Consider the following 15,621-nt stretch of genomic DNA (forward strand, 5'->3'; position numbering starts at 1 on the left):
CCGTCTCGCAGATCTCACGCTGGACATCAACGGTGTCGAGCGAGCAGGGCGATGACGAGGCGGCACCTCGGGCGCATCACCGACCCAACCAAGATCGGTGACGGATGGATGGTGCACCAGTGAGCACGGACGGATCCGGTCGCCCGACCGTGTCCCCGGGCGGGTCCGGTCGCCCGGCCGTCTTCCTCGTCGACGACCACGCGATGGTCCGGACCGGCGTGCGGACCGAGCTCGGCGACGCGGTCACCGTCGTCGGGGAGGCCGCCGATGTCGCCGGCGCCGTCGAGGGCATCCGCGCCGCCGTGCCCGACGTCGTCCTGCTCGACGTGCACCTGCCCGGCGGCGGGGGCCGTGCCGTGCTCGAGGAGCTGCGGGCCGAGCTGCCGTCGGTGCGCTGGCTGGCGCTGTCGGTGTCCGACGCCGCCGAGGACGTCATCGCCGTGATCCGGGCCGGCGCCCGCGGCTACGTCACCAAGACCATCTCCGGGCCGGACCTGCGCGACGCCGTCCGGAGGGTGGCCGACGGCGACGTGGTGTTCAGCCCGCGGCTGGCCGGGTTCGTGCTCGACGCGTTCGCCGCCTCGTCGTCCCCCGCGCCCGAGGACCCGGCCACCGACCCCGGCCTGGACCTGCTCAGCGCCCGCGAGCGCGAGGTCATGCAGCTCCTGGCCCGCGGCTACACCTACCGGGAGATCGGCTCGCGGCTGTTCATCTCGGTGAAGACGGTCGAGTCGCACGCGTCGAACGTGCTGCGCAAGCTGCAGCTGTCCAACCGCAACGAGCTCACCCGCTGGGCGGCCACCAACCGCCTGCTGTGAGCGGGCGAGACCTGCCCGGGCCGATCTCGTGGGCTGGTCGTCGAGCACGGTGATGCGGACGGCGGGGTACCGGGGGCGACCCGCGCGAACTCCTCGACCGGCGCCCCCGGTGTGACCGGGCTGTGTGCCCGGGCTCCGGGAGCGCGCTCGGGGTGGTCCGGAGGACGGGGGCGCGAGGCCCGGGTCGGCCGGTGTCCGCGGTACAGCCAGCAGGGCTCCCCACGCTCGTGCTGCCGGAGTCCCGTGCGGTGGTCGTCGTCCGGGAGCCGCCTGGTGCGCCGGGGTCTGGGCTCGGCTCAGGCCGTGTGCACGACCTGGAAGGCCTCGGCCAGCCGACCGTCGGGGAGGCCGAACCGGCGGGCGGTCTGCCGCATCCAGCCGCCGACGAAGCCCTCGAGGTCGGGCATGTGGCTGACCTGGGTGACGTGGCTCTTGAGCGCGGCGAACTTCAGCTCGATGACGTCGGTGACGTCGACGGCGTGGTCCGCGCGGGGGCTGGCGCCCAGCCACACCTCGGACACCGTCCAGGCATCCAGGCCCTCCTCGGCGAGCAGCTCGGGGAAGGCGAACCGGTTGCGGGCGTCGGGGTAGACCGCCCGCAGCGTCGACTCGCCGACGGTCATGTGGTCGGGGTGGCTGGCCCCGATCCGGTCCCACCACCTCTCGGGCGAGCTGGTCAGCACCCGCTGCGGCCGCACCTGCCGGATCACCCGGCTGATGTCGCGGCGCAGGTCGAGGGTCAGCTCCAGCCGGCCGTCGGGGTAGCCGAGGAAGCGGACGTCCTCGACCCCCACGGCCCCGGCCGCCGCCTGCTGCTCGGCGCGGCGCAGCGGCCCCATCCGCTCGCGCGGCGTCTCGTCGAAGCCGCCGGCGTCGCCGTCGGTGACGATGAGGTAGGTGACCTCGGTGCCGGCCGCGGCCCAGGTGGCCACGGTGCCGGCGCTGCCGAAGTCGACGTCGTCGGGGTGGGCGAGCACGCAGAGGGCCCGCTCGACGTACTCGGCGGGCGTGCGAGGCTGCGGGGAGGTCACCCGGCGGAGCCTAGGCGCCGGACGTGACATCCGGTGGCCGGGCCTCAGAGCCGGCCGCGGCCCTGGCGCAGCAGCATCATGCCGAGGGCGGCGCCGTCCCGGCCGAGAGCGGTCTGGAAGCGGGTGAGCACCTGCTGCTCGCGGGCCAGCGAGAGCCGGGTGCCGCCGGCGGCCCGGCGCAGCTCGCCGATCTGCTGGGACACGGCCAGCCGGTGCTGCACCAGCCGGATGATCTCGGCGTCGCAGGCGTCGATCTCCTCGCGGAGCTCGGCGATGCGTTCGTCGGCGGGCGCGGCGGGGGTGTCGATCGTGGCGGTCATCGCGGGGTCCCTCCGGGGCGGGCTGTCGGGCCGTCGGACCCCGGAACGAGGAACGCCCCGGGCTCCTCGGGCCCGGGGCGTCGGTTTGCGGCGGATGCTCAGCCAGCGAGAACGGACACCGGGACCCGGTGGCCGTAGTAAAAGCTGGAGGCGGTGAGCACGGCATGCAGTCTGCCACAGCCGTGGTCGTGCGCGCGACCACCCAGCCGATGGACTCAACCGCCGGGGGCGCGGGGCAGGGGCGGGGTCACCCGACCGAACTACAGTGATGTCGTCATGAACCCACCCCACGAAAACGCTCCGCTGGCGCTCCACGTTTCCGCGGGGACCCCGGGATGAGCGTCCAGCAGGCCCTCCCCGGTACCGCCGCGCTCCAGCGCTCCGCCTCCGGCCAGGGGGGGCGGGAGCTGGACCGGATGCTCGCCGGTCTCAACGGGCCCCAGCGTCAGGCCGTCGTCCACGAGGGCGGGCCGCTGCTCATCGTGGCCGGGGCCGGCTCGGGCAAGACCCGGGTGCTCGCCCACCGCATCGCCTACCTGCTCGGCGCCCGCGGTGTGCAGCCGGGCGAGGTGCTGGCGATCACCTTCACCAACAAGGCCGCCGGGGAGATGAAGGAGCGGGTGGCCGCGCTCGTGGGCCCGCGTGCCCGGGCCATGTGGGTGTCGACGTTCCACTCGATGTGCGTGCGCATCCTGCGCGCTCAAGCCGCCGAGCTCGGCCTGAAGTCGTCGTTCACGATCTACGACCAGGGCGACTCGGTGCGGCTGATGACGATGGTGGCCCGCGACCTGGACCTCGACGCCAAGCGCTACCCGGGCCGCAGCCTCGCCGCGCAGGTGTCGAACCTGAAGAACGAGCTGGTCGACGAGGAGAGCTTCACGCCGCAGACGGCGCCGGAGAAGGTGCTCGCGGAGGCGTACCGGCTCTACCAGCAGCGGCTGCGCGAGGCGCACGCGCTGGACTTCGACGACCTGATCATGACCACGGTGCACCTGCTGCAGGCGTTCCCGGACGTCGCCGAGCACTACCGCCGCCGGTTCCGACACGTGCTGGTCGACGAGTACCAGGACACCAACCACGCGCAGTACGTGCTGGTCCGCGAACTGGTCGGCACCGGGGAGGGCGGCGTGCCCCCGGCCGAGCTGTGCGTGGTGGGCGACGCCGACCAGTCGATCTACGCCTTCCGCGGCGCGACCATCCGCAACATCGACGAGTTCGAGCGGGACTACCCCGAGGCGACGACGATCCTGCTGGAGCAGAACTACCGCTCCACCCAGCGGATCCTCCGGGCGGCCAACCAGGTCATCGCCAAGAACACCGGCCGCCGTCCGAAGAACCTGTGGACCGACGCCGGCGACGGCGAGCTGATCTGCGGCTACGTCGCCGAGAACGAGCACGACGAGGCTGCCTGGGTCGCCGAGCAGATCGACGAGCTGGTCGACGAGGGAAAGGCGCAACCCAAGGACATCGCCGTCTTCTACCGCACCAACAACGCCTCCCGGGTGTTCGAGGAGGTGTTCATCCGCGTCGGCATGCCCTACAAGGTGGTCGGCGGGGTGCGCTTCTACGAGCGCAAGGAGGTCCGCGACGCGCTGGCCTACCTCAAGGTGGTGGCCAACCCGGCCGACGTGGTCAGCCTGCGCCGGGTGATCAACACGCCGAAGCGGGGCATCGGCGAGCGCGCCGAGGCCTGCGTGGAGACCTTCGCCGAGCGGGAGCGGATCGCGTTCGCCTCCGCCCTGCGCCGCTGCTCGGAGATCGACTCGCTGGCCCCCCGTTCGAGAAAGGCCGCACTCGACTTCGTCTCCCTGCTCGAGGAGTTCGAGCAGCTGGTGGAGACCGGCTCGGGCCCGGCGGCGCTGCTGGAGAGCATTCTCGACCGGACCGGTTACCTGGCGGAGCTGCAGGCGAGCACCGACCCGCAGGACGAGGGCCGGGTCGACAACCTCAACGAGCTGATCTCCGTGGCCGCCGAGTTCGAGGCGGCCAACCCCGGGGGCTCGGTCCCCGACTTCCTCGAGCAGGTGTCGCTGGTCGCTGATGCCGACCAGGTGCCTGGTGGGGTGGTGGGGTCGGGTGACGACATGGCTGGGGACGAGGCGGGCGTGGTCACCCTGATGACCCTGCACACCGCCAAGGGCCTGGAGTTCCCGGTCGTCTTCCTCACCGGCCTGGAGGACGGCGTCTTCCCGCACCTGCGCGCGCTCGGTGACCCGCGGGAGCTGGAGGAGGAGCGCAGGCTGGCCTACGTCGGCATCACCCGGGCGCAGAAGCGGCTGTTCGTCTCCCGCGCCACGGTGCGCACCAGCTGGGGGCAGCCGGCCTACAACCCGCCGTCCCGCTTCCTCGACGAGCTCCCCGGTGACACCGTGCACTGGGCGGGCAAGGAGCCCACGCCGGCGCCGAGCACGTACTCCTCGGCGCAGTCGCGGGTGGCGGCCACGGGGCTGTCCACCGGCGGGCTGCGCGGCGGCGCCGGCAACCGCCCGGTCATCTCCGTCGAGGTCGGCGATCGGGTCAGCCACGACGCGTTCGGGCTGGGCACCGTCGTCGAGGTCAACGGGGTCGGCGACAAGGCCCAGGCGACGGTCGACTTCGGCTCCGGTGGCACCAAGCGCCTCGTCCTGCGCTACGCGCCCTTGGTGAAGCTCTGAACCACTGAGCCGAGGTCGCCCAGCGTCGTGATCCGGCACGGCTCGTCGTGCGGGCCTGCGGGTCAGATGGAGACGCCGCGTTCGGCGAGGAACTCCTCGGGGTCGATCGGCTTGCCGGTCATGCCGCTGCGGTGGATCTCGTAGTGCAGGTGCGGCCCGGTCGACTGGCCCTCGCTGCCGACCTTCGCGATCGGGTCGCCGGCGTGCACGATGTCCCCGGCGGCCACGGAGTAGTAGCGCATGTGCCCGTAGACGTGCACGTTGCCGTCGGCGTCCTGGATGTAGACGGCGTTGCCGTACCCGGAGGCCCGGCCGGCCCGGATGACCACGCCGTCGGTGGCCGCCACGATCGGGGTGCCGAGCGGCGCGGCGAGGTCGATGCCGTAGTGCATGGAGCCCCAGCGCATGCAGAAGCAGGTGGTCAGCCGGCCCTGGGCTGGCAGCACGGTCTTCGGCTCCCGTGCGGCGCGGGAGGCGGCGAGCACGTCGAGGCGGGCCTGGGCCTCGGCCTCGGTGATGCCCCGGCGCACGCCGGCGTCCTCCACGTCGCCGGTCAGGCCGATGTCGGAGGCGGCCCCCAGGCCGTAGTCGGCGGCGCTGACCGAGCCTGCCGCGGGTCCGGAGCCCAGCAGGCCGGGCAGAGCGGCGACCACGGCCCCGGCGACCAGTGCGGCCAGCCACAGCGGTCCGCGCCGGCCCGGTGGCCGGGGGAGGGCGCGGCGCCGGGGGGCCGGGCGGTCCTCGGCCGCGGGGGCGCCGGGATCCCGGACGGGGGCGTCGTGGGCGCTCCGGGCAGGGACGGCGTCGGTGGCCGGCTCGCGGTCGGTCCTCGGTCGCTCCAGCAGCGCGGGCCCGGTCGAGCGAGTCACGGAGCACCTTCTTCGTGAGCGACCCTCCGAGCGGACGCCGCGAGGGCGGTCCGTCGGGGGAGCGACGGCGGTGGAGGCGTCCGGGTGGACGCCCGCCGGCTGGTACCGGCGCCGTGATCGGACCGTAACGATCAGTCAGGTCGCCGTCCGCCCCGGACACCCCCGTGTCGCCGTGTCTGCAAGAGGTGGGACGGATGGGACGACTGGGGAGGTCCTCGAGCTCAGGCGACGGCGGCGGGCGCCGGGACCGGGGTGGCGGGCGTCCGGTGGCCGGCGAGGGTCGCGGCGATCTCGTCGACCACGCCCCGGTGGAAGGGCAGCGACATGTGGCCCACCCCGCGGACCAGCACGTTGCGGGTGCGCAGGTCGGCGTGGTCGCAGCGGGCGGCGTTGGTCGGGAGCACGACCTGGTCGAGGTCGCTGTAGATGGCGGTCACCGGGGTGCGGATGCCCGGCGCCGGCCCGGCCAGCTCCCGCAGCACCGTCGACCCGGGCCGCAGCTGGCGCACCAGCGGGGTGGGCAGCAGGTGGGCCAGCACCGAGCCCTGGTGCGGCGTCCCCAGGGTCACCAGCGACTCCACGCGCGCATCGCCCTCCTGGCGTTGCACGTGGTAGCGGGCGATGAGGCCGCCGAGGCTGTGGCCCACCACGTGCACCCGCTCGTGGCCGGTCTGCTCGCAGACACGCTGCAGGTGATCGCCGAGGTCGCGCGCCCCGCGGGCGATCTCGGCCAGCAGGGGGCTGTAGTTCCAGGAGCACACGTGGGCGAAGCCGCGGCGGCGCAGGCTGCGGCGCATCACCGCGAAGATCGAGTGGTTGTCCACCAGGCCGTGCACGAGGACGACGGGGATGCGGGCGGCCAGCGGGTCGGCGGCGAACAGCGCCCGGACCTCCGGCGGCTGCTCGCCGGGCCGGCAGCGCGGGTCGAGGCGCAGCGGCTCGGTGCGCGTGCCGAGGGGGTACATGAGCACGTGGGCCCCGACGAGAGCCAGTTCGGTGATCCCCCCGGTCAGCGTCGCGCGGGTCATCAGCGAGCGCACCGCGCCCCGTGGCGCTCCCGTCCGGCCGGCGCCGGTGTGCGACGCTGGGCCGGACTCCGGGTCGCTGAGTGGACGCATCGTGCCTCCCGGTTCGTGACCGCCGGTGCAGCCCTGGTCCGACCGTCCACCGGCTGTCAGGGACCTCCCAGGGGTGCCCCGGTTGACCGAACCGTAATGCCGTCGTGTGGTGGGCGTCACACAGGCTCGGGGTCCGGAGCCGATTCGAGGCCGGACCGTGACCTGTTCGACGAAGGGGGACCCGTGGCCGCCCGCGATGGCTCCACCCGCGACCGCGGCACCCCCCCCCGGGCACGCCGCCTCCGCGCAGGGTGCGGTGCGCACCTCGACCGCCCGCCGGAGTGCCGTCCGGCGCCTCTGCCCGCGCCGGCACCCGCCGGGCCGGTCGACGGGCTCGTGGTCGGCGCGGCGCCCCGGACCGCCCGGCTGACCGGCGTGCTGCTCGTCCTCGCCGGCCTGGCCGGTGCTGTCGGCGTCTTCCCGACCCACCTCGTCGTGGGCGGCGCAGCCGGCCGCTGAGGGGCGCGCTGTGACGCCGTGCACCCCGCCACGCCGGTGCGGCGACCCGGTCTCGCGGGGGATACGGTGCCTGTTCGTGGATCTCTTCGAGTACCAGGCCCGTGACCTGTTGGCCTCGCACGGAGTGCCGGTGCTGCCCGGCGGCGTCGCCGAGACGCCCGAGCAGGCCGAGGCGATCGCACGGGAGATCGCCGCGCCCGTCGTCGTCAAGGCGCAGGTCAAGACCGGTGGCCGCGGCAAGGCCGGCGGCGTGAAGCTGGCCGCCGACGCTGACGAGGCCCGCGCCCGGGCGCAGGACATCCTCGGCCTGGACATCAAGGGCCACACCACCCACCGCGTGATGGTCGCCCAGGCCAGCGACATCGCCGAGGAGTACTACTTCTCCTACCTGCTCGACCGCGCCAACCGCACCTTCCTGGCCATGGCCAGCGTCGAGGGCGGCATGGAGATCGAGGAGATCGCGGTCAGCAAGCCCGAGGCGCTGGCCCGCATCCCCGTCGACGCCACCGTCGGCGTCGACAGCGAAAAGGCAGCGGCCATCGTCGACGCCGCCGGCTTCCCCGCCGAGGTCCGCGACCAGGTCATCGCCGTCGCCGTCCAGCTGTGGGACGTCTTCAGCGGGGAGGACGCCACCCTCGTCGAGGTCAACCCGCTGGCCAAGGCGCCCGACGGCACGGTGCTCGCCCTCGACGCCAAGGTGACCCTCGACGACAACGCCCGCTTCCGGCACCCGGAGCACGCGGCGCTGGAGGACACCGCGTCGACCGACCCGCTCGAGGCCGCCGCCAAGGAGAAGGACCTCAACTACGTCAAGCTCGACGGCGAGGTCGGCGTCATCGGCAACGGCGCCGGCCTGGTCATGAGCACCCTGGACGTCGTCGCCTACGCCGGCGAGGAGTTCGGCGGGGTCCGCCCGGCCAACTTCCTCGACATCGGCGGTGGCGCCTCGGCCGAGGTGATGGCCAACGGGCTGCAGATCATCCTGTCCGACCCGGCCGTGAAGAGCGTGTTCGTCAACGTCTTCGGCGGCATCACCGCCTGCGACGCCGTCGCCAACGGCATCGTGGCCGCGCTGCAGCTGCTCGGGGACGCGGCGACCAAGCCGCTGGTCGTCCGGCTCGACGGCAACAACGTCGAGGAGGGCCGGCGGATCCTCGCCGAGGCCGGCCACCCGCTGGTCACCCTGGTCGACACGATGGACGGCGCCGCCCGCCGGGCCGCCGAGCTCGCCGCCGCCTGACAGAAGGACCCCCTTCCTCCCCACCACTCGCAAGCTCGCGGCGGGCCCCTGGAAGGGGGCCTCAGCTTCCATTCCTGAGAACAGGACTCCCGATATGTCGATCTTCCTCAACGAGAACAGCAAGGTCATCGTCCAGGGCATGACCGGGTCCGAGGGGCGCAAGCACACCCAGCGCATGCTCGCCTCCGGGACGGCGATCGTCGGTGGCGTCAACCCGCGCAAGGCGGGTCAGAGCGTCGACTTCGAGGGCGCCAGCGTCCCGGTCTTCGGCGGCGTCGCGGAGGCGATGAAGGAGACCGGGGCCGACGTCACGGTCGTCTTCGTGCCGCCGGCCGGTGCCAAGGACGCCGTCATCGAGGCCGTCGACGCCCAGATCGGGCTGGCCGTCGTCATCACCGAGGGCATCCCGGTGCACGACTCCACCTACTCCTGGGCGCACGCCCAGGGCGGTTCGACCCGGATCATCGGCCCCAACTGCCCCGGCCTGATCAGCCCCGAGCGGTCCAACGCCGGCATCATCCCGGCCGACATCACCAAGGCCGGCCGGATCGGGCTGGTCAGCAAGTCCGGCACGCTGACCTACCAGATGATGTACGAGCTGCGCGACATCGGTTTCTCCACCTGCGTGGGCATCGGCGGGGACCCGGTCATCGGCACCACGCACATCGACTGCCTGCAGGCCTTCCAGGACGACCCGGAGACCGAGGCGATCGTCATGATCGGCGAGATCGGTGGGGACGCCGAGGAGCGGGCCGCCGACTTCATCCGGGCCAGCGTGACCAAACCGGTCGTCGGCTACGTCGCCGGGTTCACCGCGCCCGAGGGCAAGACCATGGGCCACGCCGGCGCGATCGTCTCCGGCTCGGCCGGCACCGCGCAGGCGAAGAAGGAGGCCCTCGAGGCCGCCGGCGTCCGGGTGGGGAAGACCCCGTCGGAGACCGCCCGGCTCATGCGCGACATCGTCGGCGCCTGAGCATCGTCGGCGCCTGAGCGGACGGTCGCGCCAGGGACCGTCCGCACCGGCGGCCAACCCGCTGGGCGCGTGCTCCGACGATCTCGGGCACGGCTTGCGAGAGTGGAGCCGTGGTCTCCCTGCTCGCCCGCCTGAGCCTGCCCGGGCAGCGGGACCCGGCTGCCCGCCCGCGCCGGTACGCCCCCGTGCTGGCCGCCGCGGGCGCGGTCGCGGTCTCGGTGCTCGGACTGCTCGGGCTGGGGCTCGCGCTGGTCGTCGTGCAGACCCTCGACCCCGCCGGCGGGCTGCCGGTCGGCGGGTCGGCCCGGCTGGCGGGCCGGTTGTGGCTGCTGGCCCAGGGTGGCGGCCTGACCCTCGGCTCGGGGCCGCTCGTGCTGGCCCCGCTGGTGCTGACCCTCGCCGTCACCTGGGGGCTGTCCACCGTCGGCCGCGGCGTCGTCCGGGTGTGCGACGTGACCGGTCGCCGCGCCTCGGCCGCCGTCCTCGCCGGCGTGGCGGGCACGCACACGCTCGGCTCGGTGCTGCTGGCCCTCGCCGTCGACGCGCCGGGGGCCCGCGTCGACCTGCTGCGGACCGCGGTCGGCAGCGCGGTCGTCGGCCTGCTCGCCGCCGGGTGGGGGACGGCGCGCGAGTCCGGCCTCCTCGACCTGGCGCTCGATCGCCTCCCCCCGCCGGTCCGGCCGCTCCTGCGCGGCGTGCTGGCCGGGTTCCTGACCGCCCTGGCCCTGGGGCTGGCCGTGGTCGCCGTCGCGCTCGCCGCCGACGCCCGCGGCTACGCAGCGCTGTCCGGCGCCCTCGGCGGGGCCGCCGCCGGCGCGGTCGGGCTGCTCGCGCTCTGCGTCCTGCTGCTGCCCAACGCGGCGGCCGCGGCGCTCGGGCTGGCCGCCGGCCCGGGGTTCGCCGTCGGCAGCGGCACGTACGTCTCGGTGCACGGCGTCACCCTCGGGGCCGTCCCGGCCCTGCCGCTGCTGGCCGCGCTGCCCGACACCCAGGCGGTCCCGCTGCTGGCCTTCGCGTCGCAGGTGGTGCCGGCGCTCGCCGGCCTGGTCGCGGGCGCGGCCCTCGGCCGCCGGCTGGGCGACACCGACGGCGGCTCGGTCGTCGCCGCCCTGTGGGGCGTGCTGGCCGGCGTCCTGCTGGGGATCGCCTGCGGCGTCCTCACCTGGGTCGCCGGCGGTTCGCTGGGGGACGGCGAGCTCGCGCGGATCGGGGCGCCGCCCGTGGCGACCGGCCTGGTGGTCGCCGCCCAGGCCGGTGTCGCCGCGGCCGTGAGCGCCGCGGTGACCCGCTGGCGGTCCTTCGGCTGAACGGCCCGTCCGGAGGCTCGCGCCGAGCGGGTCACGTGCTGGAACGGCCCTCCTGCAGGGTCCCGCCGCCGGCCCCGTCCAGAGGCTCAGGCCCCTTGCAGGGGCCCGCCGCGAGCCTGCGAGCGGTGGGGCGAGGGGTCCTTCTCCGAGGGATGAGGAGGACGGGGTCCTCCGACGGTGGGGGGAACGGGGTCCTCATAGGATCGCGGACGTGCCCGCACCCGAGCCGATCCCGCGGGCGCGGGTCGTCGTCCTGCTGTCCGGGACGGGCTCGCTGAGCGCGGCGCTGCTCGAGGCGACCGACGACCCGACCTACCCGGCCACGGTCGTGGCGGTGGGCAGCGACCGGGACGCTCCCGGGCTCGAGCACGCCCGGCGCCGCGGGATCCCCACCTTCGTCCGCCGGCTGCGCGACGCCGCCGACCGCGCGGCCTGGGACCGCGCGCTGGTGGCCGCGATCGCCGAGCACCGGCCCGAGCTGGTGGTCTCCGCCGGCTTCCTGAAGATCGTCGGCCCGGCCGTCCTCGACGCGTTCGGCGGGCGGCTGGTCAACACCCATCCCGCGCTGCTGCCGGCCTTCCCCGGTGCGTACGCCGTCCGGGACGCCCTGGCCGCGGGGGTCGAGGTCACCGGCAGCACCGTGCACTGGGTGGACGCCGGCGTCGACACCGGCCCGGTGATCGCCCAGCGGGAGGTGCCGGTCCTGCCCGGGGACGACGAGGCGCGGCTGCACGAACGGATCAAGGTCGTGGAGCGCGAGCTCCTGGTGGAGGCGGTGGCGGAGCTGGCCGCCCAGATGACGAGGGAGACGTCCCGATGAGCGACCGCACCCCGATCCGCCGCGCGCTGCTGGGTGTCTACGACAAGACCGGCATCGAGGAGCTGGCCCGCGGGCTGGCCGACGCCGGAGTGGAGCTGGTCAGCACCGGCGCGACCGCCCGCCGGATCGCCGACGCCGGTGTTTCCGTGACCCCCGTCGAGCAGGTCACCGGGTTTCCCGAGTGCCTCGACGGTCGGGTGAAGACGCTGCACCCGGCGGTGCACGCCGGCATCCTCGCCGACCGCCGGCTCCCTGCGCACGTGCGGCAGCTCGAGGAGCTCGGCATCGCTCCGTTCGACCTGGTCGTGGTCAACCTCTACCCGTTCCCCGAGACGGTGGCCTCCGGGGCGGCCCCGGACGAGTGCGTCGAGCAGATCGACATCGGCGGCCCGGCGATGGTGCGGGCCGCCGCCAAGAACCACCCGTCGGTGGCCGTCGTCGTCGACCCGGCCTGCTACGGCGACGTCCTGGCCGCGGTCGCCGCCGGCGGCTTCACCCTGGCCGAGCGGCAGCGGCTGGCCGCCGCGGCGTTCCGGCACACCGCCACCTATGACACCGCCGTCGCCTCGTGGCTGGGCAACGTGGTCGCCCCGGACGACGACTCCGGTTTCCCGACCTGGGTCGGCGCCAGCTGGGAGCGCGCCGACGTGCTGCGCTACGGCGAGAACCCGCACCAGCGGGCCGCGCTCTACCGCAGCGGGCGGCCCGGCCTGGCGCACGCCGAGCAGCTGCACGGCAAGCAGATGTCCTACAACAACTTCGTCGACACCGACGCCGCCTGGCGGGCCGCTCACGACCACGCCGACCCCTGCGTGGCGATCATCAAGCACGCCAACCCGTGCGGCATCGCCGTCGGCACCGACATCGCCGCGGCGCACCGCAAGGCGCACGCCTGCGACCCGGTCTCCGCCTTCGGCGGGGTGATCGCCGCCAACCGCGAGGTGGACCTGGCCATGGCCGAGCAGGTCGCCGAGGTCTTCACCGAGGTGGTCGCCGCGCCGTCGTTCACCGAGGACGCGCTGCGGGTGCTCACCGCGAAGAAGAGCGTCCGGCTGCTGCACCTGCCCGACGCCGGCCGCCCGGCCACCGAGCTGCGGCAGGTCAGCGGCGGGCTGCTGGTGCAGACCGCCGACCGGATCGACGCCCCCGGCGACGACCCCACCACCTGGACCCTGGCCACCGGGCAGCCGCTGGACGCCGCCGGGCTCGACGACCTGGTCTTCGCCTGGCGCAGCGTCCGGGCCGTGCGCAGCAACGCGATCGTGCTGGCGCGCGACCTGGCCACCGTGGGGGTCGGCATGGGTCAGGTGAACCGGGTGGACGCAGCGAGGCTGGCCGTCGCCCGGGCGGGGGAGCGGGCCGCCGGGTCGGTCGCCGCCTCCGACGCGTTCTTCCCGTTCGCCGACGGGCTGCAGGCGCTGCTCGACGCCGGGGTGCGGGCGGTCGTGCAGCCGGGCGGCTCGGTGCGGGACGAGGAGGTCGTCGCCGCGGCGGCCGCGGCCGGCGTCCCGGTCTACCTGACCGGCACCCGCCACTTCGCCCACTGATGGAGGACCCCCTCGCCCCCCGCCACTCGCACGCTCGCGGCGGGCCCCTGCGAGGGGGCCGCGTGCCCCCCAGCACGGGGCCCCCTCACAGGGGCCGGCCGCACGTCCGCCCCCCCGAGCCCGGTGCCGAGGTCGAGGGCGGAGACTTCGCCCGGGTGGACTGGTGGGGCGGCGAGCTGGACGGGGTGACCTTCACCCGCTGCCGGTTCGACGACGCCGCGCTGGAGGAGCTGGTCACCCGACGGTGCGTCTTCGACTCCTGCGTGCTCACCGGGGTGCGCATGGCCGGGGCGCAGCACCTTGGGTCGGCGTTCCTGTCCTGCCGGTTCGACCGCGCCCGGCTGTTCGACGTCACGTGGCAGGGCTGCAAGCTGACCGGGTCGCAGTTCCCCGGCGTGGAGCTCAAGCACGCCACCCCGACCGAGTGCGACTGGTCGTGGACCTCCCTGCGCGGTGCAGACCTCTCCGGCCTGGACCTCTCCGGTCAGCGGTTCCGGGAGGCCGACCTCACCGACGCCGACCTGCGCGAGTGCGACCTCACCGGCGCCGACCTCGACCGCACCCGGCTCCAGGGCGTGCAGCTGCGGGGCGCGGACCTGCGCGGCGCGTCGACCGACGCCGTCGACTGGCGGGAGTTCGCGCTGACCGGCGTCCGGCTGGACCTGGCACAGGCGGTCCAGGTCGCCCGCGCCCACGGCGCCCTGGTCGCCGACTGAGGCGAGGACCCAGCGCGGGCCGGGACGGCTCCTGGCTGCGGTGGCCGGGAACAGTGGGGCCCGCAGAGTCCCCGACGAGCGGCCGGGGAGGCTCAGCTCACGTGGGGGACGGCACGTGGCCGCGGGGGCGGTCCCTGGGAGCGGGGGGCCGGAGGCTCCCCCGAGTAGGAACGGGCGTCCGGGGCTCAGCTCAGGTCGGGGACGGCACGTGGCCGCGGTGTCGGCCGGTAGGCCGACGGTGTCACCGCGTGCCGTACCGAGGAGTGGTGAGCATCGCCTTCAGCGCGCCCAGCAGGCCGAGCGCCGGGACGGCGACGGCGAACCAGAAGCCGGTGCCGAAGGCCGTGGTGTCCCAGCCGGTGTCCGCGAACGGCACCAGCACGCCGGCCGCCGCGACCAAGCTGACCAGCAGCGCCAGGACGCCGAGGAAGCGGTGTGTGCGGGCGGGCAGGACGACCAGCAGGCCCAGCACGAACAGCACCCCGCCGCCCAGGGTCACCGCCAGGGGCTGCCAGGACCCGGTGTCGAACAGCTCCGCGGCGCCGCCCCGCTGGGCGTCGTCGAGACCGCGGCGCACCAGCTCCCACCCGAACAGGTCGCTGCCGGGCAGCCAGCGCAACAGCAGGGTGACCGCCGCCGCGATGCCCGCGAGGACCAGCAGCAGGCCGGCGAAGGAGTCGGCTCGCCGCACCGTCACCGGCGTCGTCGAGTACACGGGTGCGGTGGCGCCGCCCCCGCCGACCGCGCCGTACCCGGCGTCCGGCCAGGTGGGGCCGGCCGCGGGCCGGGCGTACCCGGAGCCGGAGGCCGGTGAGCTGCCCGCCACCGGGATGCCGGGTGACGTCTGCTGCCGCCAGTCGGCGCCGCTCTGCGTGCCGGCGCCCGGGGACTGCTCGCGCTCGCTCATCTGCTCTCCTCGCGGGACGGCAGGCGGGGAGGCGCCCGCTCCCCGCGAGCCTAGGCCGCGGTCGCACCCCGTGGAGCCCTCTCGGGCAGACTGTCGGCCGTGCCCGCGACGATCCTCGACGGCAAGGCCACCGCAGCAGCCATCCGGACCGAGCTGACCGAGCGGGTCCTCGCCCTGACCGCGGCCGGCGTCCCCGGCCTGGTCACCAGGGACGTGGTCGAGCCGGGGGCCGCGGTCCTCGACGTCGGCGTGAGCCGGGTCGACGGCAGGATCGCCGGGGACGTCGCCACGGACGTCGGCGAGGTGGCCGGCTTCGTCGCCCCCAACCCCGGTGGGGTCGGGCCGATGACGCGGGCGATGCTGCTGCACAACGTCGTCCTCGCCGCCGAGCAGGCCGCCGCCGCGGACGTCCTCCCGGCCTGATGAGCCGCCCGCCGCTCTACACCCGCCGGCCCTTCCTCGCCGGCGTGCTGCGGCAGCTGCCGCTGCTGGTGGTGCTGGTCGCGGTGGGCACCGGCCTGTTCATGGTGGCCGTCGAGCACTGGCGGCGGGGGCTGGTCGTCGTCGGGCTGGCCCTGGTGGGCGGCGGGCTGCTGCGGCTGCTCCTCCCGGTGCGCCGGGTGGGCTTCCTCGCCGTCCGCAGCCGCCCGGTCGACGTCGTCCTGCTGGCCGGTGTCGGGGTGACCCTCACCGCCTTCGCCCTGGCCATCCCCGGCACCTGAGCAGGGCCCCCCACCGGAGGAGGACCCCGTCCTCCCCGACTCTCGCAGGCTCGGGGTACGCCAGGAGGGGGCCGGGGGAGGGGGCCGCGGCGGGACCCGGCGGGCCGCACCCGCTCGGGC

At 74.9% G+C, this 15,621-nt stretch carries 16 protein-coding genes; 11 read left to right on the top strand and 5 right to left on the bottom strand.

The genetic code is table 11. The annotated features are described in order from the left end of the window. The first annotated feature begins 119 nt into the window (after positions 1–119). Entirely contained in the window at positions 120–818 is a 699-nt protein-coding gene (locus DQ238_RS13665; RefSeq protein ID WP_305037568.1) for a response regulator transcription factor, read from the top strand. A gap of 296 nt (positions 819–1,114) precedes the next feature. Here DQ238_RS13665 and DQ238_RS13670 read toward each other — a convergent pair whose 3' ends face one another. Together DQ238_RS13670 and DQ238_RS13675 are read right to left on the bottom strand one after the other, a co-directional pair. After that, on the bottom strand, positions 1,115–1,849 hold the full coding sequence (locus tag DQ238_RS13670; protein WP_199506344.1) for a PIG-L deacetylase family protein: 735 nt from the start codon (positions 1,847–1,849) through the stop codon (positions 1,115–1,117). A gap of 44 nt (positions 1,850–1,893) precedes the next feature. After that, complete coding sequence (locus tag DQ238_RS13675; RefSeq protein ID WP_113781826.1) at positions 1,894–2,169, bottom strand: chorismate mutase; 276 nt, start codon at positions 2,167–2,169, stop codon at positions 1,894–1,896. Between the two features lie 335 nt (positions 2,170–2,504). Here DQ238_RS13675 and pcrA point away from each other — a divergent pair, with 335 nt between their 5' ends. After that, positions 2,505–4,823 (top strand): DNA helicase PcrA, encoded by a 2,319-nt coding sequence (gene pcrA, locus DQ238_RS13680; protein WP_113781827.1) that lies wholly within the window; start codon positions 2,505–2,507, stop codon positions 4,821–4,823. A gap of 62 nt (positions 4,824–4,885) precedes the next feature. Here pcrA and DQ238_RS13685 read toward each other — a convergent pair whose 3' ends face one another. Together DQ238_RS13685 and DQ238_RS13690 are read right to left on the bottom strand one after the other, a co-directional pair. Further along, positions 4,886–5,692 (bottom strand): M23 family metallopeptidase, encoded by an 807-nt coding sequence (locus DQ238_RS13685; RefSeq protein WP_113781828.1) that lies wholly within the window; start codon positions 5,690–5,692, stop codon positions 4,886–4,888. A 221-nt stretch (positions 5,693–5,913) separates the two neighbouring features. Beyond that, positions 5,914–6,810, bottom strand: a complete 897-nt coding sequence (locus DQ238_RS13690; protein WP_113781829.1) for a triacylglycerol lipase — start codon at positions 6,808–6,810, stop codon at positions 5,914–5,916. Between the two features lie 336 nt (positions 6,811–7,146). On the opposite strand from DQ238_RS13690, the gene DQ238_RS24125 reads away from it, so the two are divergent. The 7 genes from DQ238_RS24125 to DQ238_RS13725 all read left to right on the top strand — a co-directional run bounded on the left by DQ238_RS24125 (position 7,147) and on the right by DQ238_RS13725 (position 13,872). Further along, positions 7,147–7,269 carry a hypothetical protein gene (locus DQ238_RS24125; RefSeq protein WP_255418056.1) on the top strand — a complete coding sequence of 41 codons (123 nt, stop codon included), beginning with the start codon at positions 7,147–7,149 and terminating at the stop codon, positions 7,267–7,269. Between the two features lie 76 nt (positions 7,270–7,345). Next, positions 7,346–8,509, top strand: coding sequence for an ADP-forming succinate--CoA ligase subunit beta (sucC, locus tag DQ238_RS13700; RefSeq protein ID WP_113781831.1), 1,164 nt, complete (start codon positions 7,346–7,348; stop codon positions 8,507–8,509). A 94-nt stretch (positions 8,510–8,603) separates the two neighbouring features. After that, a complete protein-coding gene (gene sucD / locus DQ238_RS13705; protein ID WP_113781832.1) occupies positions 8,604–9,482 on the top strand; it encodes a succinate--CoA ligase subunit alpha in 879 nt (292 codons plus the stop codon). Between the two features lie 110 nt (positions 9,483–9,592). Next, positions 9,593–10,789 (top strand): DUF6350 family protein, encoded by a 1,197-nt coding sequence (locus tag DQ238_RS13710; RefSeq protein WP_113781833.1) that lies wholly within the window; start codon positions 9,593–9,595, stop codon positions 10,787–10,789. Between the two features lie 211 nt (positions 10,790–11,000). Then, the gene (purN, locus tag DQ238_RS13715) at positions 11,001–11,609 is read left to right on the top strand and encodes a phosphoribosylglycinamide formyltransferase (RefSeq protein WP_199506345.1); all 609 of its coding nucleotides are present in this window, start codon (positions 11,001–11,003) and stop codon (positions 11,607–11,609) included. After that, on the top strand, positions 11,606–13,156 hold the full coding sequence (gene purH / locus DQ238_RS13720) for a bifunctional phosphoribosylaminoimidazolecarboxamide formyltransferase/IMP cyclohydrolase (protein ID WP_113781834.1): 1,551 nt from the start codon (positions 11,606–11,608) through the stop codon (positions 13,154–13,156). Before purN ends, purH begins: the two co-directional genes overlap by 4 nt. A 155-nt stretch (positions 13,157–13,311) precedes the next feature. After that, positions 13,312–13,872, top strand: a complete 561-nt coding sequence (locus tag DQ238_RS13725; protein WP_233495948.1) for a pentapeptide repeat-containing protein — start codon at positions 13,312–13,314, stop codon at positions 13,870–13,872. A 241-nt stretch (positions 13,873–14,113) separates the two neighbouring features. Here DQ238_RS13725 and DQ238_RS13730 read toward each other — a convergent pair whose 3' ends face one another. Further along, positions 14,114–14,779, bottom strand: a complete 666-nt coding sequence (locus DQ238_RS13730; RefSeq protein WP_113781836.1) for a hypothetical protein — start codon at positions 14,777–14,779, stop codon at positions 14,114–14,116. Between the two features lie 99 nt (positions 14,780–14,878). Here DQ238_RS13730 and DQ238_RS13735 point away from each other — a divergent pair, with 99 nt between their 5' ends. Beyond that, on the top strand, positions 14,879–15,202 hold the full coding sequence (locus DQ238_RS13735) for a hypothetical protein (protein ID WP_233495949.1): 324 nt from the start codon (positions 14,879–14,881) through the stop codon (positions 15,200–15,202). Further along, positions 15,202–15,501, top strand: coding sequence for a DUF3017 domain-containing protein (locus DQ238_RS13740; protein WP_113781837.1), 300 nt, complete (start codon positions 15,202–15,204; stop codon positions 15,499–15,501). Before DQ238_RS13735 ends, DQ238_RS13740 begins: the two co-directional genes overlap by 1 nt. The last annotated feature ends 120 nt before the right edge of the window (positions 15,502–15,621 follow it).

Source organism: Geodermatophilus sp. TF02-6, assembly GCF_003319115.1.
Taxonomy (GTDB): domain Bacteria; phylum Actinomycetota; class Actinomycetes; order Mycobacteriales; family Geodermatophilaceae; genus Geodermatophilus.

Excerpts from the sequence above, each read along its gene's own strand:
- DQ238_RS13675 (WP_113781826.1), bottom strand. The coding sequence starts at position 2,169 with ATGACCGCCACGATCGACACCCCCGCCGCGCCCGCCGACGAACGCATC.
- pcrA (WP_113781827.1), top strand. The coding sequence starts at position 2,505 with ATGAGCGTCCAGCAGGCCCTCCCCGGTACCGCCGCGCTCCAGCGCTCC.
- DQ238_RS13690 (WP_113781829.1), bottom strand. The coding sequence starts at position 6,810 with ATGCGTCCACTCAGCGACCCGGAGTCCGGCCCAGCGTCGCACACCGGC.
- sucD (WP_113781832.1), top strand. The coding sequence starts at position 8,604 with ATGTCGATCTTCCTCAACGAGAACAGCAAGGTCATCGTCCAGGGCATG.
- purH (WP_113781834.1), top strand. The coding sequence starts at position 11,606 with ATGAGCGACCGCACCCCGATCCGCCGCGCGCTGCTGGGTGTCTACGAC.
- DQ238_RS13730 (WP_113781836.1), bottom strand. The coding sequence starts at position 14,779 with ATGAGCGAGCGCGAGCAGTCCCCGGGCGCCGGCACGCAGAGCGGCGCC.
- DQ238_RS13740 (WP_113781837.1), top strand. The coding sequence starts at position 15,202 with ATGAGCCGCCCGCCGCTCTACACCCGCCGGCCCTTCCTCGCCGGCGTG.